Source organism: uncultured Croceicoccus sp. (assembly GCF_947496385.1).
Classification (GTDB): Bacteria; Pseudomonadota; Alphaproteobacteria; order Sphingomonadales; family Sphingomonadaceae; genus Croceicoccus.
Window position 1 is genome coordinate 348,654 of sequence record NZ_CANMCP010000001.1, and the last position, 22,749, is coordinate 371,402.

Here is a 22,749-nt window from a genome sequence, read left to right on the forward strand (position 1 = left end):
ATCAGCGCGACCCGGCGAGCTGTTCGCGCACGGCGGCGATGACGCTGTCGTTGCGGCGGATATCGCGCGAATTGCGGATCGCGCGGTTGAGCTGCTCGGCATATTCGTTGCCGCGCAATGTCCCCAGTTCCCCGCGCGTGGATTCGATCAGAGGATCGTCCGCGTCCAGCTCCGGCGTTTCGATCTCGTCGAGCGCCACGATGAACCAGCCGCCATTTTGCGGCGCCTCGATCCGCTTTTCCGATCCCTCAGCCATGGTGAACATCAGCGCGAGCGGCGGCGGCACCTGCTGTCCGCTCGCCATGAGCTGACGGCGCGACAGGCTGATCGGGTTGGCAGGCGGCACGTTCTGGTCGAGCGCGGCGAGCGCCTGCGCCAGCGTCTTGCCGCCCTTCATCGCCTTCAGCACGCTGTCGGCGGCGCGTTTGGCCGCTACATTGCCCTGCTCCCGGCGATAATCGTTGAGCAGCGTCGGGCGAAGCTCGGCAAAGGCGGGCGGGGCGGACCGGGTGATCTTTCCAGGCGCGAAGACGATGTAGGTTTCGCCATTGGCGCCGGCGGCGATCTGCGGATCGCTCGATGCGTCCATCGCGTAGATCGTCGGCACGACGCGCGCGACATCGGCGGGAAGCTCGGCCTCGCTTTGATAAAGCGTTCCGTCTTCGAGCACCGGCCCGGTGGTCTGCACCTCGGCGCCCACCATGCGCGCCACCTCGGCGAGGCTGGCGCCGGACGACAGCCGCTCTTCCACCTCGGCCGCGCGATTGGCGAGCGCTTCGCGGCGCTTGCCCTGCACGATGGCCTGTTCCAGCTCGCCGCGAACGGAGGCGAGGCTGCGATCCGCGGTCCTGTCGATCCCGTCCAGCCGCAGCACGTACCAGCCCAGCGGCCCGCGCACCGGCCCGACGAGCGCGCCGCGCTGCGCCTCGTAAGCGGCCTGCGCGACGGCGGGGGAGGCGGAGGAGGCGAGCGCGGCCCGGCTTTCGGGCGCGATCTGCGTGGTGCCGAGGCCGGCCTGACTTGCCGCGGCGGCGAGCGTGGCGCCGCCATTGACCGATTGCACGATCGCATTGGCGGCGGCCTCGGTCGGCAGGACGAGCTGCGTAAGCGTGCGCTGTTCGCTGCCGCGATATTGGGCCGCATTCTCGCGATAGCGCGCCGCGATTTCCGCCTCGCTCGCGGTAATTTCTCCCAATCCTTCGGCGTTCAGCACGGCGTAGCGGATCGTGCGCCGTTCGGGCAGCAGGTAATCGGCGCGGTTCTCGGCCAGAAATTCCTTCAGCGTTGCGTCGGAAACCTCGGCATCGCCGGCAAAGGCGATCGCGGGCAGAAGCGCGATCGAACCCTTGCGCGTTTCGTTCAGCATGCCGGCATAGCGTTCGGCCAGGATGCGGGGCGATTCCGTCCCCACCGTCGTTGCCGACAGCATCATGCGCGCGACCAGCCCATTCTCGACATCCTTGCGCAGCATCGAATCGGAAATCCCGGCCCCTTGCAGCGCCTGCCGATAGGCCTGCTCGTTGAAATTGCCGTCCGCGCCCTGAAACGCGGGGATCTGCGTCAATTCGCTCCCGATGAGCGAATCGCCGATGCGCACGCCGGCCTGACGCCCGAAATCGTAGAGCGCGGCCCGCGCGATGAGCTGATCCAGAATTTCGTCCACCGCCCCTGTGGATAGAAATTCGTCGAGCGAGAGTTCCGGGTTCTGCTGCCGCGCCGCTTCATAGGCGCTCGTGATCGCGCCGCGCAGATCGGCGGTGGTGATCCGTTCGTCCCCGACGGTGGCGGCCCGTTCGGTCCCCGCAACGCCGCCAAAACCAAAGCCTGTGACATCCGCGCTGGCAAAGGCGAGCGCGATGAGCCCGACAAAGGCGAGAACGAGCGCCAGGCCGATCCTGGACTGGAATATCTTGCGAAAACCCTGGATCATGAAGAGACAGCCTGCCTGTTATTTCCGTGTGCCTTTATGTCGCGCGCCAACAGGCCCGCGAAAAAGGATCGCGATCGAACACGCGCCTTAGGCGGGGATGCGCGCCGTCGCAATACATCAGGCCCCATTCGCGGGCCGAATTGTCCGGCGATCTGTCCCACGACGGGGCGCATTGGGACGCGTCGCGGCTTTGACAGGAACCCTCGCTTGGGCTAGCGGCGCTCGGCTTGCTTTTTACGGAATATCTCAAAGAAAGAGACATGATGTCCCAGCGCCCCTACATCGTCGGCAACTGGAAGATGAACGGCATGCGGGCCGCGTTGTCCGAAGCGCGCGCCATCGACCGCGCCGCACAGCGCCTCCCCAAGGTGGAGGTGGCCATCGCGCCGCCCGCCACGCTGATCGCCGCCATGCGCGAGACGGTCGAGTTCGTCGGCGTCGGCGCGCAGAACTGTCATTATAGCGACAAGGGCGCCCACACGGGCGACATCGCGGCGACCATGCTGCGCGAGGCGGGCAGCGACTTCGTGATCGTGGGCCATTCCGAGCGCCGCGCCGATCATGGCGAGAGCGACGCCGACGTAAAGGGCAAGGCCGAGGCGGCACAGGCCGCGGGCATGGGCGTGATCGTGTGCGTCGGCGAAAGCGAGGCGCAGCGCGATTCGGGCGATGCGGAAAGCGTCGTCGCGGCGCAGCTTGCCGCCTCGCTGCCCGGCGAGGCGGAGCGGCTTTCGGTGGCCTATGAGCCGGTATGGGCCATCGGGACCGGGCGCACGCCATCTGTGGACGATATTGCCGCCATGCACGCACGGCTGCGCACCGTGCTGACCGAAAAATATGGCGAGAAGGGCGAAAAGGTCCGCATCCTGTACGGCGGTTCGGTCAAGGGCGAAAACGCCGCCGAACTGCTCGCCGTGGCCGAGGTCGGCGGCGCGCTGGTCGGCGGGGCGAGTCTTTCGGCCGATGGATTCGTGCCGATCATCTCCGCCGCGGTCGAGCTTTGATCCGCACGCCGCCGGTTGCACCTTCGCACCCGAGGGGGTAAGGGCGGCGCCAATGGCACGACGTGCCCCGTTCGTGGATGACAGGTTGATCGAAATCCGATGACGCTATTTTTCTTTCTGACGATCGTGCAGGCCCTGGTCGGTGCGGCTCTTGTGGGGGTCATCCTCATGCAGCGCAGCGAAGGCGGCGGGCTGGGCGTGGGCGGTAGCCCCTCCGGCCTGATGTCGGCGCGCGGTGCAGCCGATTTCCTGACGCGGGCGACGGCGATCCTCGCGGTGCTGTTCGTGGTGCTTTCGATCATTCTGGCGGCCGTTTCGGTGGAGGCGACTTCGGTCAGCACCGTCGATACCTCGCTCGATCGCTCGCTGCCTTCGGCGCCTGCGGATCACCTTGGCGGAGCGGGCGCGGCGCCTGCTGCCGAACCGGCCCCCGCGCCGGCGAACGACGATCCGCTGGCGGGTCAGTAATTCCATCCGGGCGGGCGGGCGCGGACATTCGCGCTCTCCCGCATCTTCATCGACGAAACCGCGACCCTGCCGCAGCGAAGGCTTGCGGCGGGGCCGCGCATTGCAGTAAGGGCCAAATCCCATGGCGCGGTACATTTTCATCACCGGCGGCGTGGTCTCCTCGCTCGGCAAGGGGCTGATGGCGGCAAGCCTTGCGGCGTTGCTTCAGGCGCGCGGCTACAAGGTCCGGATTCGCAAGTTCGATCCCTATCTCAACGTCGATCCCGGCACGATGAGCCCGTATCAGCATGGCGAGGTCTTCGTCACCGACGACGGGGCGGAAACCGATCTCGACCTCGGCCATTACGAACGCTTTACCGGCGTGTCCGCGCATCAGAGCGACAATATCACCTCGGGCCGTATCTATCAGTCGATCATCGCGCGCGAACGGCGCGGCGATTACCTGGGCGCCACGGTGCAGGTCATTCCCCACGTCACCGACGCGATCAAGCAATTCGCGCTCGCCGATACGGACGGGCTCGATTTCGTCCTGTGTGAATTCGGCGGCACAGTCGGCGATATCGAGGGGCTGCCCTTTATCGAGGCGATCCGGCAGCTTCGCAACGAAATGCCGCGCGAGGATACGCTCGCCATTCACGTCACGCTGGTTCCTTATATCAGCGCTGCCGGCGAGCTGAAGACCAAGCCCACGCAGCACTCGGTCCGCGAACTTACCAGCCTCGGCGTGCAGCCGGACATGCTGCTCACCCGCTGCGAACGTCCGCTGCCCGAAAGCGAGCGCCGCAAGATCGCGCAATTCTGCAACGTGCGGACCGAAGCGGTCGTGCCCGCACTCGATGCCAGCAGCATCTATGCCGTGCCGCTGCAATATCATGCCGAGGGGCTGGACGCGGAGGTTCTGCGCCATTTCAACCTCGACAGCGCGGCGCCCGATCTGTCGCGCTGGACCGACATCGTCGACCGCTTCGAAAATCCGGAAGGCGAGGTCACGATCGGCGTGGTCGGCAAATATGTCGGCCTGCCCGATGCGTATAAATCGCTGAACGAGGCGCTCGTCCATGGCGGCATGGCCAACCGGGTGAAGGTCAACGTGCGCTGGATCGACGCGGAACTGTTCGCGCAGGACGACGATGAAATCGTCGGACAGCTCGAACCGCTGCACGGCATCCTGGTGCCAGGCGGATTTGGCGAGCGGGGCAGCGAGGGCAAGATCGCCAGCGTGCGCTTTGCCCGCGAGCGCAAGGTGCCGTTCTTCGGGATCTGCCTCGGCATGCAGATGGCCTGTATCGAGGCGGCGCGGAACACCGCCGGCGTGGCTGCGGCCTCGTCCACCGAGTTTGGCGAAACGTCGGAGCCGGTCGTGGGCATCATTACCGAGTGGATGACGTCCGAAGGCCTGGAGAAGCGTGCGGCGGGCGGCGATCTTGGCGGTACGATGCGGCTGGGCGCCTATCCGGCGCATCTGTCCGAGGGGAGCCGTGTGGCCGAGCAATATGGCACGACCCGGATTTCGGAACGCCACCGCCATCGCTACGAGGTGAACGGCGCCTATCGTGAGCGGCTGGAGGCGGAGGGCCTTCAATTTTCGGGCATGTCGCCGGACGGTCTCCTTCCCGAAATCGTGGAGCGGCCGGACCATCCGTGGTTCATCGGCGTGCAGTTTCACCCCGAATTGAAAAGCCGCCCGTTCGATCCGCACCCCTTGTTCGACGGGTTCATTGCGGCGGCGGTGGCGCAATCGCGATTGATGTAATCCAAGATTTGCGCAGGGGGCGGACAGTCTGATTTCTTAAGAAACTATACTGTCTCCCCCTCGTGATTATACGAAATGCAGCGCAATCATTATTTTAGCGGTAGCAGTCCTAAAATGGGGCAGCGCCGACGTTCGACTTGAACACACCCCAATTTTTGTGGTGAAGGCACGCTTGGATCGCGTTCGGAGGTGACTGTCTTTCTGCGACCCGGACAGTTATTTTCGGATGCGATGCGGCGGTTACGTCGCGGGGGCGGGCTTCGGTCCGTCCCCCTATCGCGACAAAAGCCGGCAAGCGCATGAACCTGTGCGATATCCGCCCCGTAATTGACGTTTCCCGACATGAAAAAGGGCGCAATCGGTTGGCCCGACTGCGCCCTTCGCAATGCCTGATACCGGCAGGCCTGTAATGATCAGGCCGCGCGGGTGTCGTCCGCCTCGTCGACGAGCGACAGCGTGCTTTCGGAGCCGCTCGCACCACGCCCGTTGTCGTCGCCGATGGCGATCTTCTTCGGCTTCATGGCTTCGGGCACTTCGCGTTCGAGATCGATGACGAGCAGGCCGTCCCGCATCTGCGCATTCTTGACCAGCACGAAATCGGCCAGTTCGAAGCGGCGCTCGAACCCGCGCTGCGCGATGCCGACATGCAGGAATTCGCCGGTATCGGTGTCCTCGGCCTTCTTCCCCGCCACGGTCAGCAGGTTCTGCTGTGCCGTGATTTCAATGTCATCGGGGCGGAAGCCGGCCACCGCCAGCGTGATGCGATAGCTGTCCTCGCTGCGGCGTTCGATGTTGAAGGGCGGGTAATTGTCCCCGCTGCTCTGCCGTCCATTGTTTTCGAGCAGGTCGAAAAGCCGGTCGAACCCGACAGTGGTGCGGCGATAGGGGCTGAAATCAAAACGGTTCATCTTGCAAATCCTCCAATAGAAGCAATTCACGGCAGCATTGCGAAACCCATCGTGGCGTCACGCGTTCTGCCCATACTTGCCATCCACCCGTTTGGCGTGCGACGGCTGACGATAATCTAGGAACGCCGGAAACGGTTTCAAGCCTGAACCATGATTGAAGAAACGCGTGAATACGCGAGACAGGACAAGACGATGAACGACAACCGCGCCGCGCCCAAGGTCGAGCTTTATACCAAGTTCGGCTGCCCCTATTGCCACCGCGCGATCGACCTTTTTCAGAAAAAAGATGTCGCGTTCACCGAATATGACATCACGACCGACACGGAAAAGCGCGACGAGATGCGCAGCCGCAAGCCGGACGCGCGCACCGTCCCCCAGATCTTCATCGACGATCAGGCGATTGGCGGATCGGACGATCTCATGGCGCTCGACCGCTCGGGCAAGCTGGATGCGATGCTGGGGCGCTGAATGACGCGCATCGCGCTCTATCAGGCGAATACGGGGATCGATCCGGAGCGGAACGCCGCCGATCTCGTCGATGCGGTACGCGGTGCGTCGAACGGCGGCGCGCAAATGCTGTTCACCCCGGAGATGAGCGGCCTGCTGGATCGGGACCGCAAGCGTGCTGCCGCCCGGATCGCCGCGGAGGATGCCGACCGCGTCCTGTCCGGCGTGCGCAATGCCGCGCGCGAGGAAGAGCTGTGGGTGGCGCTGGGGTCACTCGCGGTCACGAGAGAGGATGGCCGGTGGGCCAATCGCGCCTTCGTCATCGACCCGGATGGGGAAATCGCCGCGCGTTATGACAAGATCCACATGTTCGACGTCGATCTCGACAGCGGCGAAAGCTGGCGCGAATCCAATGCCTATGCGCCGGGCGAACAGGCGGTGTATTGCGAAACCCCGGTCGGGCGGCTGGGGCTGGCGATCTGTTACGACATGCGTTTTCCGGCGCTTTTCGGCGCATTGGGGGAGGCGCGCTGCGACGCGATCAGCGTGCCGGCCGCCTTTACCGTGCCCACCGGGCGGGCGCATTGGCACACCTTGCTGCGGGCTCGCGCGATCGAGGCTTCGGCCTTTGTCATCGCGGCGGCGCAGGTGGGGCAGCACGAGGACGGGCGCGCGACGTTTGGCCATAGCCTGGTGATCGACCCGTGGGGCGAGGTCCTGCTCGACATGGGTGATGCGGGGCCGGGGCTGGGATTTGCCGAAATCGACCCCGACCGCGTCGCCACCGTGCGCAGGCAATTGCCGAGCCTTGCCAACCGGCGGGAATTCCATCATCCGCCAGCGGCATGATTGTCTTTGATCTCTGCTGTCAATCGGCCGACCATCGGTTCGAGGCCTGGTTCCGTTCCTCCGCCGATTTCGAGCGGCAGAAGCGGGACGGTCTGCTGATGTGCCCGCAATGCGGAAGCGCCGATGTCGAAAAGGCAGTGATGGCACCGGCCGTGGGCCGCAAGGGCAATCGCGATTCCGGCACGCCGCCTGTCCATACGCCGCGGGGCAACGCACCGGGATCTGCACCTGTACCGGCGTTCCCGGCTGCGGGGGCGGAGCGGGGCGCGGCGGCGGGCCTGCCCGAGGAGGTAAAGACCGCGCTCGTGAAGCTTGCCGATCTTCAAAAGCGCGTGATCGAAAAATCGCGCTGGGTCGGGCGCAGCTTTGCCGAGGAAGCCCGCGCCATTCATTATGGCGAAAAGGATGCCGAGCCGATCTATGGCGAGGCCAGCCCCGAGGAAAGCCGCGCGCTCACCGATGAAGGGGTCGAAATCGCGCCCTTGCTGTTTCCCGTGGCGCCGCCGGACAAATTGAACTGAAACCCGCGGCAAGCCGATTGTCATTCCCGGCGCCCGCGGCTAAACCCGCCGACGGCGCGCCCGTAGCTCAGCAGGATAGAGCACCAGATTCCTAATCTGGGGGCCGCGTGTTCGAATCACGCCGGGCGCACCATTTTGCCGAAACATTCGCCCTGTTCTTCTTTTGTGACGAGGATATCGATCCCGGCCTCGGATGCCGGTTTGCGTCGCTATTTTGCATGGGAATCGGCGGCGATTTCCGTGGTTGATACGAACGCGCCAGCCTGGCGCAGGATCGCAAGTGTCGCGCGGTCTTTTGAACAGATTATAGGCGAACTGCGAGACTGTCTTATCTGCAACGCGAACCTGGCGGTTGCGACATGAACGTCCATTTATAGCGGCTTGTTTGACGCGCTGATGTATCGTGACCTGTATGTTTCAAAGCCCTGTTCCGCTTATGGAGCGCTCGCCACAGGTTCGGTCATTCCTGAATCGCGTGCGATAACAACCTGGGTTTCGGTATCGTCCGTTTTACCGACCGTCATTATTCGGGCGTAATTGTTGCCCCGAATATTTCGCATCCATCAAAGCTGGCGACAAGCGGACCGGGGTGAGCGAGGGCGACGCGCCGTCGATCGGGAAGGAGAGTTCTCGAAAGCCGCGCGACCAACACCGGGGACACAGCCGTTGCTTTGCGCGTTTTGCAAAAAGCACCCGGGGGCTGGCCCCCGCGAGGGTTCCCCCAAAATCTGTCGCGCCTGCGCCAGGGTTTTTTGCAGGCGGATTGCGTCGGCGATCCTGTGTCGAAGGGGAGCCGCTCGCTCCTACTCGGCGGCGATGAGCTGGATGCCGTTACTGCGGAGCAATTCTCGACTTTCGTCGTTGATACGGGAGTCGGAAATAACCACGTCGATCTCATCCAGACCGCAGACGATTGCGCCTGAGAACGCTTCGAATTTCTGGCTATCGACAAGGAGTATGACCTTGTTTGCGCGCTCGATAAAGCGGCGCTGCGATGCGACCAGAACGGTGTCGGCCTGCGCTATGCCCTGCGGACCCAGCGACGCTGCGCCCATGAAAAGCTTGCTCGCATGGAAACGAGGCATCGAATCCTCGCCACTCGCGGCAAGAATGATGTTCTGCTCCCGGAATATCGTGCCCGACGGCACGAGCAGCGTCGTGCCCTCCTGCGGCAGCAGGGCGTTGACGATGTGCAGCGAGTTGGTGAGCACCTGCAGGCCGAGCCCCGCCAGATGCGGGCACATCTGGTAGGTCGTCGAACCCCCGTCGATTATCACGCCTTCGCCGTCTTCGCAAATCGCGGCGGCTGCCTTTCCGATGGCGCGTTTCGCGGCCAGCTCCTGTACGATCGACTTTTCGAACGGCGTGCCACGCAAGGCGAGAGCCGCGCTATCGTCACGCTTCTCACGCTCGGCACGGGCGCCTCCGTGGACGCGGCTCAGCAGGCCCTTTTCTTCCATCCGGCTGAGGTCGCGGCGGATCGTAGCAGGCGATGCGCCGAGGCTCGCTTCGAGATCGCGGTAGGAAACGAAGCCGGTGCGAGCCAGCGCGGCCAGTATCGCCTCCTCCCGCTCGGTCGCATGCATCGTCGTCCGTTCCTATACAGAGAGTTGTTCGCGCTGAATCTCTTCGAGCGACTTGCCAGCATTATTCGGCGCCCACAACCACCCGATGAGCGCACTCATGGTGAGGAAACCGGTCAAAATCCACGCCAGAACGGTAAAATCGGCAGTGGCAAGCATGGGGACGAAGAAGCTGAACACGCCAAGGCTGATGCGAACAACCGCGAAACACAGCCCCTGTGCGGTACTGCGCAGCGCGGTGGGAAACATCTCTGCGCTCCAGAGCTGGAAGAAGCTTTGCGCGCCAAACCCCTGGAAAAAGCCGAGGACGAGGACATGCGCGATCACCACCGGTACCGTGAGCGGGAAGATCGCCAGGAGGCTCATCCCGATCACCTGCATGACGGCAGAGACCATGAACATCGTCTTGTGACTGACCTTGTCCACGAATTTCATGAAGACAAGATAGTTGGCGACCATGCCGAGGAAGAAATTGAGGCATTGCAGCGCGATGCTCTGTGCGTGGGTCGCGACGCCAAGGGTCTCCATCAGATAGGGGAAGAACAGCCCATTGGTCCCGGCCCACAGGTTCCAGAAGCCGTAGATGCCGACAAGGCCCGCGACGGACACGAGGTAGCGGCCCTTGAACAGGGACGACATGGGAGGAATGGCGAAACCCGCTTCCTGTGTCTCTTTCCACCGCCGGCTTTCGCGCATCTTGCGCCGCATGATCGTAAGGCCGAGGGCGACGATCACGAGATGCGCGAATACGAGGCGTGCCCCCAGTTCGCCAAGGCCGAGAAAATCGGTCAGGAACAGGCTCATCAGCAGAACGACCACCGGGCCGAGGTTCCACAGGATCTGCGCAACGCCGGAGTGTTTCCCGCGCCGCGTGTCGGGCGCTTCTTCGGCGATGAGCGACCAGCTGGCCGGGATGTCGGCGCCCACGGCCAGGCCGACGATGACGAAGCCGACGACGATCATCCAGGGGGCCACCGCGAGGACCAGGATGCCCATGCCGAACGCATAGACCAGCATGTCGTACTGGTAGATGCGCTTGCGACCGAGCTTGTCGCACAGCCAGCCGCCGATCATCGCACCAACGCCAGCGCCGATCGCATTGGGCCCGAAGGCGGCAATCAATCCGAGCAGGCTGTCGGATAGTCCGTACATGCTCTGCCAGAGCGCCAGTGCGGCGGCGCCAGAGACGATCGACCCTGAATCGATGTAGTTTGCAAGTCCGGCAAGGATCGTTCCCTTCCAGTTATCCTTCTGGATATGCGGATCTTCCACGATCTCGACCTGGCTCATGCTATCCCCCCCTGTGCGATTATCGTGCGGTCGATCCGGTCGACTCTGGATGTTCCGGTGAGCGCCATCGCGACGCGCATTTCGGTTTCGATGATGTGCAGGACATGGCGGACGCCCGCCTCGCCCCGCGCGCCGAGCGCGTAGACCCACGGACGGCCGATCAGCACACCGTCGGCGCCGAGTGCGAGCATCCGCACCACGTCGAGCCCCGAGCGCACGCCGCCATCCACAAGCACTGCCATCTCGCCTTTCACGGCATCGGCGATCGCGGGCAGGGCGCGGGCGCTGGACATTGCTCCATCGAGCTGCCGGCCACCATGGTTGGAAACCACTATGCCGTCAGCACCGAGCTTTCTCGCCTCACGGGCATCATCGGGGTCGAGAATGCCCTTGATGATCAATGGACGATCCCATTCGGAGCGAATGAAGTCGAGTGTCTCCCACGTGACGGAAGGATCGAAATTATTGCCCAGCCAGGCAAGAAAATCGGAAATCGGTGCATGGGCGCCCATGACGCCTGTAACATTGCCCAGCGACAGCGGCCGCCCGTGCAAGCCGACGTCCCACGCCCAGCGCGGCCGTTTGAGAACCTGCCAGAGGCGGCGTATCGTGCCGTTCAGGTTGTCCGCTCCCGAAAGACCGGAGCGCACGTCGCGGTAGCGGCTGCCCGGCAGCGGAAGGTCCACGGTAAAGACCATCACCGGGCAATCAGCCGCCCTGGCGCGCTGGATCATCTCGCGCATGAAGCCGCGGTCACGCAGCATGTAGAGCTGAAACCAGAAAGGCCCCGCCCCGGCCGCCGATACTTCCTCCATCGAGCAGGCAGACACCGTGGAAAGTGTGAATGGCACACCTGCGCCGTGGGCTGCGCGCACCGCCTGGCATTCGCCGCGCCGCGCGTTGAGCCCCGCAAGTCCGACCGGTGCGAGGACGACCGGCATGGACAGTGTCTGTCCGAACAATCGGGTGGAAAGGTCGATCCGCGACACATCACGCAGCACGCGCTGGCGCAGCGCGATGTGCTCGAGATCGCTGATATTCCTGTCCAGGGTAACCTCGGCATAGGAACCGCCGTCGATATATTCGAAGAGGAAATGCGGAACCTTTCGGCGCGCCAATTCGCGATAGTCGGAAACGGAGGCCGCGATCATCCGCCCTCTCCGATGCGGGCATGCCAGGCCGCCTTGTATGCGGCCAGATCCTCCGGCAACGGTTCGACCCGTTCGAGTGTGCCACCGGGTTCGAGCGCAGCGTCGATCAAGCGCAGTGCGCCAAAGCTCACGTCATTATGCGCATTTGCGACGAAGATCGTCATGTCAGGGCGCAGCGATGCGAGAGCGCGAACGAAGACTTCGGCTTCGGCAAAGCGGCCTTCGACGAGCAGGCGGTCTTTCGACCCGATGAGATCGAGCGAGACATCCGCGACCAAGGCGGCGTAGAGGCACGCGCCCGCGCGGCGGGCGTACCAGTCGTCGGGGCGCGCGACCCACCCGCCTTCGCATGTCGGGAAGGGGCCGTGACCGGGCGTCAGCGTCGGCAGGACCATTGCCTTCTTTTCGACCACGTCCTTCACGGCGGCGAGCAGCCTGGGCTGGTCCTGCCGGATATCGACCCGGCGGGTGTCGATCCCGATCAGGCTCTCGATTTCGCGGCCTCCCATGAAGCGCGCCGAAGGAACGGGCGCGCCATACGCGTCCACGTTGACCAGGCAGTCCCGCGTTTCGGGCAGCGCGGCAAGATCCATTTCGGCCTTGGCCAGCCGCATGGCGATGAACCAAGTGCCGGTGGAAAGCACGGTCGCCTCGTTTTCGGCAATGGCCGAAAACCCGCGTGCGGCAAGCAGTGCTGCGTTGGAATCGTGAAGGCCTGCCAGCACCTTGGTATTTTCGGAGAGACCCGTCAGCCTGGCGAGTTCGGGCCGCAGCGTGCCGATCACATCGCCTGCCTTCACCAGGGGCGCGAATTGCCTCGCCCAGCCTCGCCGCTTTGCCATCGGCGAGAAATCGGCCCGGACCGGATCCCACAGGTCCGAGTGGCAGCCGAGGCTGGTCAGCTCGCTGGTCGCAACGCCGGTAAGATGCCATGCCCAGTATTGCGCATAGGGCATCAGCGTCACGTCCCGCAGGCCCTCGGGTGCCTGGTCTTCCAGCCAGTGCAACTGCGCTCCGAGATTGAGGCCGGCGGGCAGGGCGGGGGACCCGGTATCGGCAAAGGGATCGCGTGCGGCGCGGTAAGCGGCGAGCGCGTCGTCCGGCAATTCGGTTTCATAATCGGGCGTCGCAAATGCCGGCGCGTCGCCTTTGATGCCCGAGACTGCGGCGCCATGGGCGACCGGCACAATGTATTCGACCGGATGATCGGCCCAGCGCGCCATTTCGCGGACCGTCCAGTCGGCGGTGCCCTGCGTGTCGAGAACGCCATCGGCATGCGTATTCGTCCGGGTCACGCGGTCGAGCATGCGCCCGTCGCGCGACCACAGGCTGAGCTTGCTCATGGTCTTCCCGATGTCGATGACGATGGCGAAACCGCCTGCCAAGAGCCCCTCCCTGGTGCTTGTCTTTGTTGTTTGGTGATCGTCTAATATCGAAAATGATTGATCATGAAAAGCGCTAACGCTATCGGTTTCGCCATGAACATGCAGACCCTGCCGGCCCGAGATGCCATTCCATTTGCCGTTCCCAGCAGCCGTTGGGAAGATCGCCTGGCGGACGCGATGGGCGAATCCGAGCTGTTGCTGTATCGCTCGAACCTGCTCGGCAGCGATCTTACCGTGACCAATTTCGGTGGCGGCAATACCTCTGCAAAGATCATGGAAACCGATCCGCTGACGGGCGAGCAGGTCGAAGTGCTGTGGGTGAAGGGCTCCGGCGGCGATATCGGCTCGATGACGCTGGATGGTTTCGCGACCCTCTACGAAGACAAGCTGCTGGCGCTGGAAACCCATTACGAGGGCGAGCAGGATGATGACAAGATGGTCGGCTTCCTGCCGCATTGCACGTTCAACCTGAACAGCCGCGCCGCCAGCATCGATACGCCGCTGCACTCACTCCTTCCTTACAAGCATATCGATCATGTTCACCCGGACGCGATCATCGCGCTGGCCGCATCATCGGGCGGCGAGGCGGCGACGAAGGATATCTGGGGCGGCGAGATCGGCTGGTTGCCGTGGAAGCGACCGGGCTTCACCCTCGGCGTGATGATCCGCGATTTCGCCAGGGCCAATCCGCAGGCCAAGGGCGCCATGCTGGCGGGCCACGGCATCATTTGCTGGGCCGATACGGCGAAGGATTGCTATGCGCAGACCGTGCGCCTGATCGCGGATGCGGCTCAATATCTGAACGACAGGATGGCCGGGAAACCGGCGTTTGGCGGCGCGACCCATGCGCCGCACCCGGAACGCGCGGACATCGCGGCCGATCTCATGCCCCGCCTGCGCGGTCTGATGACAGGCGATCGCCGCAAGATCGGGCATTTTGCCGATGATGAGGCCAGCCTGGAATTTGTCTGCTCGAAGGATTTCGGGGGGCTGGCGGCGCTTGGAACATCGTGCCCCGATCATTTCCTGCGCACCAAGATCGCCCCGCTCACGCTCGATCCTTCGCGGCTTGCGGATGATGCCTATCTCGCGCAATCGCTGGCGGATTATCGCGATCTTTATGCCGCGTATTACGATCGCTGCGCACGGGACAATTCGCCCGCCATGCGCGATGCGAACCCGGTCGTCGTGCTTGTCCCCGGTATCGGCCGGATGACCTTTGCGAAGGACAAGGCCACGGCCCGCATCGCCGGCGAGTTCTACCTGAATGCCATCAACGTGATGCGCGGGGCCGAGGCCATCGGCGATTACATCGCGCTCGACGAGCAGGAAGCCTTCGATATCGAATACTGGCTGCTCGAGGAGGCCAAGCTGCAGCGCATGCCCGCGCCGAGGGAAATGGTCGGCAGGATTGCACTGGTCACGGGCGGTGCCGGCGGGATCGGGGCGGCGACCGCGGCGCGCCTGTTGAAAGATGGCGCCTGCGTGATGCTCGCCGACCGTGACGGCGATGTCGTGGCCGAAGTCCGCGATGGCTTTGCCAGCCAGTTCGGCAAGGATGTGGTCCGCTGCGTCACATGCGACGTGACCGACGAGGCGCAGGTCGCGGCCGCTTTCGCCGCGTGTGCGCGCGAATTTGGCGGCCTCGACATTCTGGTGGCCAATGCCGGCATTGCGTCCAGCGCGCCTATCGAACAGACCACTGTCGAGCTGTGGGACCGCAATTACGATGTGCTCGCCCAAGGCTATTTCCTCACCGCGAAACACGCCTGGGGCCTGCTCAAGCTGATGAAGGAGCAGGGCGGTACTTCGGTTGTCTTCATCGGGTCGAAAAATGCCGTCGCGGCTGCGGCGGGCGCTTCGGCCTATGCCAGCGCCAAGGCCGCGGCCAACCACCTTGCACGCTGTCTGGCGCTCGAAGGCGCGCCGGAAGGGATTCGCGTCAACGTCGTGAACCCGGACGCGGTGATCAAGGGGAGCCGCATCTGGGACGGTGACTGGCGCCGCGAACGCGCGGCCTCGAACAAGGTCGATGCGGGAGAAGAGCTGGAGGCGCATTACCGCAACCGCTCGATGCTCAAGCGTGACGTCCTGCCCGAGGATATCGCCGAGGCCGCGTACTGGCTGGCGAGCGAGGCCAGCGCAAAATCGACCGGCAACATGATCAACGTCGACGCTGGCAACGTGCAGGCGTTTACGCGCTGACCGGCGCGGGGAGAGGACATGCAGAACACGCCGATTTCGCCCGATCTGATCGAAGACAGCAACGCGGCCAATGCCGCCGCGCTCGAAGACGACTACGCCAGCCTTGGCCGAAGGCTCGAGCGTCTTGGCATCTCGATCGATTCCGTAAAGGAAAAGGCCAGGGGCTGGTCCGTCGCCGTGCCCAGCTGGGGGGCAGGGCGCGGCGGCACCCGGTTTGCGAAGTTCCCGCTGGCGGGCGAACCGACCAACATCCACGAGAAGCTGGAAGATTGCGCCGTCATCCATCAGCTGGGCCGCACGACACCGCGCGTCAGCCCGCATTTCCCCTGGGATTGCGTGGAGGATTACGCTGCACTGCGCGAGGAGGCGGAACGTTACGGCCTGGGCTTCGATGCGGTAAATTCCAACACCTTCCAGGATCAGCCCGGCCAGGCGCAGACCTACGCCACCGGCTCGCTTTCCTCCACGGTCGAGGCGACGCGGCAGCAGGCCGTGGAGCACAACATCGCGTGCATCGAGATCGGGCAGAAGATCGGCTCCGAACGCCTGACCGTGTGGGTGGGGGATGGCACCAATTTCCCCGGACAGCAGGATCTTGGCCGTTCGCTCGACCGCTATCTCGATGCGGCGGCACAGGTCTATGCCGCGCTGCCGGACGACTGGCTGATGATGCTCGAGCACAAGATGTTCGAGCCTGCGTTCTACTCCTCGGTCATCTCGGACTGGGGCAGCTCGCTGATGGCGGCACAGGAACTGGGCGAGAGGTGCAAGTGCCTTGTCGATCTTGGTCACCACGCGCCCAATGTGAATATCGAACAGATCGTCGCCCGCCTCCACCGCGCGGGCAAGCTTGGCGGCTTTCACTTCAACGACAGCAAGTATGGCGATGACGACCTCGACAGCGGATCGATCGATCCGCACCAGCTGTTCCTCGTATTCAACGAGCTGGTCGAGGCGGAATTGAACCCGGGCGGCGGTTTTGACCCCGCCTACATGATCGACCAGTCGCACAATGTCACCGATCCCATCGAAAGCATGCTGTCATCGGCCGAGGCGATCGCGGGGTGTTATGTGCGTGCGCTGCTCGTCGACCGGGACGCGCTGCATCACGCGCAGGACAGCAACGACGTGATGCTCGCGTTCAGAACCCTGCGCGCCGCGTTCGAAACGGATGTCAGCCCGATCCTCGCCAAGGCGCGGGAAGAGACGGGCGGCGCAATCGACTGGCTCAAGGTCTATCGCAGCAGCAAGTATCGCGAACGCAAGGCGCAGGAGCGCAACGCCGTCGGCCTTGGTGCCGGCATCGTTTGAGGGACGAAACGCACACCGGCGCGTGATGCGGTGAGGGACCATTCCTTGCGGCCTCGCACCGGTACCGACAATAAAATTACAAGTTCAGGAGAAGATAAATGAATCGAGGGGTTAAGTCGTGTCTGGTTCGATCGGTTTCGGCCTTGCCGCTTTTGCTGGCGGCTGTTCCGGCCCATGCGCAACAAGAGCCTGCGGACGGTTCCGGCGTGCAGGAACCTGCGGACGATGCGGGCGTGCAGATGATCGTGGTCACGGCGCAGCGGAGGCAGGAAAGCCTTCAGGATGTTCCGGTCTCCGTGAATGTCGTCACGGCGGACACGCTGCGCGAGCGAAACCTCAACGATTTGCAGCAGATCACGCTTGCCGCGCCCAGTCTCCAGATCGGTCAGGAAAACACGTTTTCCATTCGCGGGGTGGGCACGCTCGCGTTTCAGCAAACGGTCGACCCGGCCGTCGCTGTGTCTCTCGACGAAGTCAGCCTCGCCCGCACATTGCTTAGCGAGAACCTCTTTCTCGATGTCGAGCAGATCGAAGTCCTCAACGGTCCGCAAGGGCTGCTTTTCGGCCGCAATGCCAGCGCCGGCCTGCTGAATATCACGACCACCCGGCCCAAGCTCGGCAGGACCATGGTGGATGGTCATCTCGAATATAACGTGCGGGATACCACCCCCGGCAATGGCGATGGCGTGATCGCCCGCACGAACTTCAATCTTCCCGTGACCAAAAATTCGGCGTTCCGGCTCAATCTCGCGTATCAGCATCAGAATCCCGTGACGAGGGCCGTCGTTTCCGGGCCGGGTTCCAACACCAATCGGCGTTCGTTCGAGGTTCGGGGCAAGTACCTGGCACAACCGACCGATGCGCTCGAATTCTACCTGATCGGCAATTATGCCGAAACCAACGGCACCGCCGGCCTGTTCGATCGGACCTATCGCGCGCTGGCGCCGGGGAGCGCGAATACCGACCCGCTGGCCGCAGACGGCTATGTGGCAAGCCCCGACCTGCTCGAATACAAGGCCGATGGCGCGAATTTCCGCAACTTGCGCTCCTACGGCGGTCAGGCCCGCGTGTCGTACCTGTTTGCGAACGATTGGGAGCTTATCAATCTGGCCGCGTACAAGGCCTACGATCACGAATACGCGTTCGATCAGGACTACACCACGAGCAACGGCGTCAGCCTCTCCACCCTCAGCAGCGATTTCCACCAGTTCTCGAACGAGCTGCGGCTGGCTCTTCCGGCCAGCGATCGCCTGTCGGGTCAGGTCGGTCTCTATTACCTAACCTTCGAGGAGGAATCGACGACGCTTACGGGTGGCGATCTCTATATTCCGTCGTTCGTCCTCCCGAATTTTCCGTTCTGCGTCGGCGCGGACGCGCAGCCGGGTGCCTTCCCGCCGAATTGCAGCGTGAGCAATGATTACGCGGTCGGCTCGGATACGGACTCGTTGTTCAAGTCCAGGACCTATGCCGCATTCGGGCAGTTCACCTATGAACTCACGCCTCAGCTTCGGCTTCTGGCCGGCGGACGGCTGACGCGCGACGAAATCGAGATTGATTTCACGCAGAACGTCCTCGACTACTTCGTTCGTTTCGGCGGTCCGTCCGGAACCTATTCCGCGGAGGACGGCCACACCGATTTCAGCTGGAAGCTGGGCGCGCAGTTCGAACCCAGCCCGCAGGTGATGGTCTATGCAAACTATGCCAAGGGTTACAAGGGCCCCGGCGCAAACAACAGCGCGGCAACCGCCAACGCGAACCTGATCGTGGAGCCGGAGACGTCCCGCAACATCGAGCTTGGTGCAAAGACCAGCTGGCTGGATCAGCGCGTCATCTTCAACGTGTCCCTGTTCCGGACCAAGTACCGCGATTATCAGGCGTCCGCGTTCAACGCGCAGCAGGCAAGCTTTGTCATCACGAACGCGGCGAGCCTGACCTCGCAAGGTGCCGAAGTGACGGCCAATCTCCGGCCGTTCGCGGGGCTGTCGGTCGATGCGGCCCTTACGTTCCTCGATTCCGAGTTCGATGATTTCCCGGGCGCGCAATGCTATCCGGGGCAGCCGGATTGCTCGGCGAACGGGACGTTCAACGCCCGCGGTCTGAGCACGCCGCTTGCCGCGGACCTTACGTCGTCGATCGGCGTGAATTACCGGTTCCCGGTCTTCGGCGATGCCGATGTAGTCATCGGCGGCGATTGGTATCATCGCTCGTCTGTCAATTACACCGTGTCGACGAACCCGCTGACCGCACTCGGGCCGGTCGACATATTCGGCGCGCGCGTGAGCCTGGATCTCAACGAAAATCTGCAGTTCGTTGTATTCTGCAAGAATTGCGGTGACGAACGCGTGCCCAATTTCATCTACAACGATCCGGGCGATGCGGCCTCCGGCCTCAACAGCACCGTGCAGACATTCGGGTTCAACTCTGTGCGAACGATCGGTGCCTCGGTGGATTTCCGGTTCTAGGCAAGCGTTCCGGCGTCAGTATTTCGAGCTTTGAGGCGAAGATATCATGAGACCGTCCATTCTGGGTTTTGCGCTGCTGGCTGCGAGCAGTCTGAGCACGCCGTCATCGGCGCAGGCCCAAGTGGAGGATCATGTCCCGGTCGAGGCCGAAGATAGCTTGGCCGACGCATTTGCGGATCCGCCGGCCGAAGCCCGACCGCGCGTGTGGTGGCACTGGCTTTCGGGGAACGTGAGCGAAGAGGGCATCACGAAGGATCTGGAATGGATGCAGCGTATCGGCATTGCCGGTGCGATGATGTTCGACGGGGACATGGGCGCGCCCAAAATCGTGCCCGAGCGGGTCACCGTGCTCAGCCCCGCATGGTATGACAAGCTGCATTTCGCCGCCAGCGAGGCGGCGCGCCTCGACCTGGAATTTGCGATGGCTGCCGCCCCCGGCTGGAGCGAGACGGGCGGGCCTTGGGTCCCTCCCGAGGCGGCAATGAAAAAACTGGTCTGGTCCGAAACGCGCGTGTCGGGCGGGCAACGCGCAGGCCGCCTCGCTCCGCTTCCGTCCAATGCCGGGCCGTTTCAGACGATTGCGAAGTCGGACGCGTTGAGCAGTACGGAGGCAGGCCCGCTGACGATGGCGCGCGATATTGCGGTGCTGGCGTATCCCGCGCCGCAGGGCGATGTCCCGCTCCCCGCGTTGCAGCCTGTCGTCACGACGAGCGCCGAAGGGGTGGATGCACGCAAGTTCCTCGACGGCGATTTGCAGGAACACGTTACGCTTCCGAACCCTGTGCCCGATGCGCCGCAATGGGTTCGGTACGATTTTACCGTGCCCCGGACTCTCAGAGCGCTCACCTATGTCGGTCCGCTCGGCGGTCGTTTTGCGGACGGTCCGGACGGCAGGATCGAGGCGAGCGATGACGGCACGAACTGGAAAACCGTGCGAACTCTCGTCGGGCCCGCGCACAATCCTGCGCCGCAGTGCACGTTTGCCTTTCCTGCGACCACGGCACGATATTTCAGGGTGCTTTTCGACCGGCCCCTGAATTCGCGCGAACCCTTTCCCGCGCCCGACGGGATGATGCTCGCGGAACTGGCGTTCGTGCCGGGGGCGCGGGTCGACATGTTCGAAGACAAGGCAGGCTTTGGCGTTCTTTCTCAGGAGGATCAAAGCCCGACGCCGTCGATCTCGGCCGCATCCGCAATCCGGTCGTCCGATATTATCGACCTCAGTGATCGCCTGCGCCCGGATGGCACGCTGGAATGGATTGCGCCGCCGGGTGAATGGATCGTCCTGCGAACGGGCTGGTCGCTTACCGGACAGGTCAATCATCCCGCGACCCCCGAAGGGACCGGGCTGGAGGTGGACAAGCTCGATGCGGAGGCCGTCCGGGGGCATCTCGATGCTTACCTCGATCCCGTGATCCGGCATCTGGGCGCGCTCTCCGGAGAGCGGGGCCTGTCCTACCTTCTCACCGATAGCTGGGAAGCGGGTCAGGAAAACTGGACCGGACAGATGCCGGCACAGTTTCGCAAGCGCCGCGGCTATGACCTGACGAATTTGTTACCGGTGTTGACGGGCCGCGTCGTCGACAGCGCCGCGAAGAGCGACGCTTTCCTGTGGGATTACCGGAAGACGCTGGCCGATCTGGTTGCCGAAAACCATTATGGTACGATCACGCGCTTTGCCGAGGATCACGGCCTTGGCTATTATGGCGAGGCGACTGGCGCCGCATGGCCCACGGTGGCGGACGGGATGCTGGCGAAAAGCCGGACCGACATACCGATGGGCGAATTCTGGGCCATCCCGTTCGGCGGTCAGCCCGCGGCGTATCATCACGTCCGTTCCGACGAATTTCCCGCCGACATCATCGAAACCCGATCGACCGCGCATGTGTATGGAAAGCCTGTTGTCGCGGCGGAGGCCTTCACCTCGTCTTTGCCGCAATGGATTTCGACGCCGTGGCAGTTGAAATGGGTGGCCGACCGTTACTTCGCTCTCGGCGTGAACCGGATGGTCATCCACACCTCCCCGCATCAGCCCGACGACACGCGGAGGCCGGGATTGACGCTCGGCCCGTTTGGCCAGGCATTCACGCGCCACGAAACCTGGGCCGAGATGGCGAAGCCTTGGATCGATTATCTCGCGCGAAATTCCTTCATGCTTCAACAGGGTGTGCCTGTTGCCGATGTCCTGTATTTTTATGGGGAAGGGGCGCCGGTCGGCGTTCCCTACGACCGGGCGGGCGAACCTGCGGATCTGCGCGAGTTCGGCTTCGACTATGTGAATGCCGACGCCTTGATGCGGCTCGCGAGGGTCGAGGATGGGACGATCGTTTTTCCCGGCGGCGCGTCCTACCGTGTCTTGGTCCTCCCGCGGCACATGTCGCAGATGACGCTGCCGATGATCGCGAGATTGCGCGATCTTGTCGCTCAGGGTGCCGTCATCGTCGGCCCCCGGCCGGCCGGCTCGCCCAGTCTGGCCTCGGCTGGATCCGCCGTGCGGTCGGTCGCCGACGAATTGTGGGGTGAGACCGATGGAGAGACGCGCACCCGAAATGAGTTCGGCAAGGGCCGCGTATACTGGCGCGACGATGTGCGGGAGGTCTTGGCAGAAGAGGGCGTGATGCCCGATTTCGCATGGTCGCCGACCGATGCGAATCTGGACCTGCGGTTCATCCACCGGCGGACCGCCGAGGGTGATATTTACTTCGTCACCAATCAAAGCGCGTCGGCAGGTTCAGTCCCGCTCAGATTCAGGATTTCGGGCAAGCAACCCGAATTGTGGAACCCCGCCGATGCAAGCATGCGCCCGCTCGGCTATCGTCAGCGTGGCAGCGTGACCGAAGTTCCGTTGCGTTTCGATGCCTATGGCTCGGCGTTGATCGTGTTCCGCGCGCCGGCCACCTGCGCATCGCGCGTGATCGCAGAGCCGCCCGAAGATACGATAAAGTCGCTCGACACCGGTTGGATCCTGTCCGTTCCGGTGAAAGACGGTGCCCCCGTGGTGCGGCAGGTATCCGCCGGATCCTGGACGCAGGACAGTGCTCCGGACGTCAGATATTTTTCAGGAACCGCGACCTACACACGCGATCTGGACATGCCGAAGGTGGATGGCCGCGATCGCCTGTATCTCGACCTCGGCACCGTTGCGGATATCGCGGAGGTTCGGATCAACGGCGAACCCGTCGCGACCGCATGGAAGCCGCCCTATCGCGTCGACATTACAGAGGCGGTGCATGCCGGCCACAACCGGTTGGACGTCCGCGTTGCGAATACGTGGCAAAATCGCATGGTCGGCGATCTTCAGCCAGACGCGGCTCCCCAGACATGGGTCAACGATCTCGGCGCCTTCCCCCCGATGGGCGGCGAATTGCGCGCAGATACGCCGCTCCGTCCCGCCGGCTTGCTTGGGCCGGTGCGGCTCGTTCGCGAGCGGGCGGCGCAGGGCAGCGGCTCCGCGATGGGGCCGGAATCGTGCGATTGAAATG

The 22,749-nt window shown here is 63.6% G+C and carries 16 protein-coding genes and 1 tRNA gene; 11 read left to right on the forward strand and 6 right to left on the reverse strand.

Annotated elements, in window-relative coordinates:
- Position 1: 1 nt before the first annotated feature.
- Positions 2–1,930 carry a peptidylprolyl isomerase gene (locus Q0897_RS01740; RefSeq protein WP_299307188.1) on the reverse strand — a complete coding sequence of 643 codons (1,929 nt, stop codon included), beginning with the start codon at positions 1,928–1,930 and terminating at the stop codon, positions 2–4.
- A 263-nt stretch (positions 1,931–2,193) separates the two neighbouring features.
- Here Q0897_RS01740 and tpiA point away from each other — a divergent pair, with 263 nt between their 5' ends.
- The 3 genes from tpiA to Q0897_RS01755 all read left to right on the forward strand — a co-directional run bounded on the left by tpiA (position 2,194) and on the right by Q0897_RS01755 (position 5,155).
- Complete coding sequence (gene tpiA / locus Q0897_RS01745; RefSeq protein ID WP_299307566.1) at positions 2,194–2,934, forward strand: triose-phosphate isomerase; 741 nt, start codon at positions 2,194–2,196, stop codon at positions 2,932–2,934.
- A gap of 99 nt (positions 2,935–3,033) precedes the next feature.
- Positions 3,034–3,402, forward strand: a complete 369-nt coding sequence (gene secG, locus Q0897_RS01750) for a preprotein translocase subunit SecG (RefSeq protein ID WP_299307190.1) — start codon at positions 3,034–3,036, stop codon at positions 3,400–3,402.
- A 121-nt stretch (positions 3,403–3,523) separates the two neighbouring features.
- The gene (locus Q0897_RS01755) at positions 3,524–5,155 is read left to right on the forward strand and encodes a CTP synthase (protein WP_299307191.1); all 1,632 of its coding nucleotides are present in this window, start codon (positions 3,524–3,526) and stop codon (positions 5,153–5,155) included.
- A gap of 413 nt (positions 5,156–5,568) precedes the next feature.
- Here the strand turns inward: Q0897_RS01755 and Q0897_RS01760 are convergent, their stop codons facing one another.
- The gene (locus tag Q0897_RS01760; RefSeq protein WP_299307192.1) at positions 5,569–6,063 is read right to left on the reverse strand and encodes an Hsp20 family protein; all 495 of its coding nucleotides are present in this window, start codon (positions 6,061–6,063) and stop codon (positions 5,569–5,571) included.
- A 192-nt stretch (positions 6,064–6,255) separates the two neighbouring features.
- On the opposite strand from Q0897_RS01760, the gene grxC reads away from it, so the two are divergent.
- From grxC to Q0897_RS01780, 4 genes are all read left to right on the forward strand, one after another.
- Complete coding sequence (gene grxC / locus Q0897_RS01765; protein ID WP_299307193.1) at positions 6,256–6,531, forward strand: glutaredoxin 3; 276 nt, start codon at positions 6,256–6,258, stop codon at positions 6,529–6,531.
- On the forward strand, positions 6,532–7,359 hold the full coding sequence (locus Q0897_RS01770) for a carbon-nitrogen hydrolase family protein (RefSeq protein ID WP_299307194.1): 828 nt from the start codon (positions 6,532–6,534) through the stop codon (positions 7,357–7,359).
- Positions 7,356–7,880, forward strand: coding sequence for a DUF1178 family protein (locus Q0897_RS01775; RefSeq protein WP_299307195.1), 525 nt, complete (start codon positions 7,356–7,358; stop codon positions 7,878–7,880). Before Q0897_RS01770 ends, Q0897_RS01775 begins: the two co-directional genes overlap by 4 nt.
- Positions 7,881–7,936: 56 nt before the next feature.
- Positions 7,937–8,013: transfer RNA gene (locus Q0897_RS01780), tRNA-Arg, on the forward strand.
- A gap of 670 nt (positions 8,014–8,683) precedes the next feature.
- On the opposite strand, the gene Q0897_RS01785 is transcribed toward Q0897_RS01780, so the two are convergent.
- From Q0897_RS01785 to Q0897_RS01800, 4 genes are read right to left on the reverse strand one after another with little or no spacing between them, the layout of a single operon-like run.
- A complete protein-coding gene (locus tag Q0897_RS01785) occupies positions 8,684–9,466 on the reverse strand; it encodes a DeoR/GlpR family DNA-binding transcription regulator (RefSeq protein WP_299307196.1) in 783 nt (260 codons plus the stop codon).
- Positions 9,467–9,478: 12 nt separating this feature from the next.
- Positions 9,479–10,753 carry an MFS transporter gene (locus tag Q0897_RS01790; protein WP_299307198.1) on the reverse strand — a complete coding sequence of 425 codons (1,275 nt, stop codon included), beginning with the start codon at positions 10,751–10,753 and terminating at the stop codon, positions 9,479–9,481.
- Positions 10,750–11,904 carry an FMN-dependent L-lactate dehydrogenase LldD gene (gene lldD / locus Q0897_RS01795; RefSeq protein ID WP_299307199.1) on the reverse strand — a complete coding sequence of 385 codons (1,155 nt, stop codon included), beginning with the start codon at positions 11,902–11,904 and terminating at the stop codon, positions 10,750–10,752. Before lldD ends, Q0897_RS01790 begins: the two co-directional genes overlap by 4 nt.
- Entirely contained in the window at positions 11,901–13,289 is a 1,389-nt protein-coding gene (locus tag Q0897_RS01800) for an FGGY family carbohydrate kinase (RefSeq protein ID WP_299307200.1), read from the reverse strand. The genes lldD and Q0897_RS01800 overlap by 4 nt, the downstream gene beginning before the upstream one ends.
- 93 nt (positions 13,290–13,382) lie before the next feature.
- On the opposite strand from Q0897_RS01800, the gene Q0897_RS01805 reads away from it, so the two are divergent.
- The 4 genes from Q0897_RS01805 (at position 13,383) to Q0897_RS01820 (ending at position 22,745) form a co-directional block, all read left to right on the forward strand.
- A complete protein-coding gene (locus Q0897_RS01805) occupies positions 13,383–15,494 on the forward strand; it encodes a bifunctional rhamnulose-1-phosphate aldolase/short-chain dehydrogenase (protein ID WP_299307201.1) in 2,112 nt (703 codons plus the stop codon).
- An 18-nt stretch (positions 15,495–15,512) separates the two neighbouring features.
- Positions 15,513–16,805 carry a TIM barrel protein gene (locus Q0897_RS01810; RefSeq protein ID WP_299307202.1) on the forward strand — a complete coding sequence of 431 codons (1,293 nt, stop codon included), beginning with the start codon at positions 15,513–15,515 and terminating at the stop codon, positions 16,803–16,805.
- 98 nt (positions 16,806–16,903) lie between these two features.
- Entirely contained in the window at positions 16,904–19,267 is a 2,364-nt protein-coding gene (locus Q0897_RS01815) for a TonB-dependent receptor (RefSeq protein ID WP_299307203.1), read from the forward strand.
- 46 nt (positions 19,268–19,313) lie between these two features.
- Positions 19,314–22,745, forward strand: coding sequence for a glycosyl hydrolase (locus Q0897_RS01820; RefSeq protein WP_299307204.1), 3,432 nt, complete (start codon positions 19,314–19,316; stop codon positions 22,743–22,745).
- Positions 22,746–22,749: the final 4 nt, after the last annotated feature.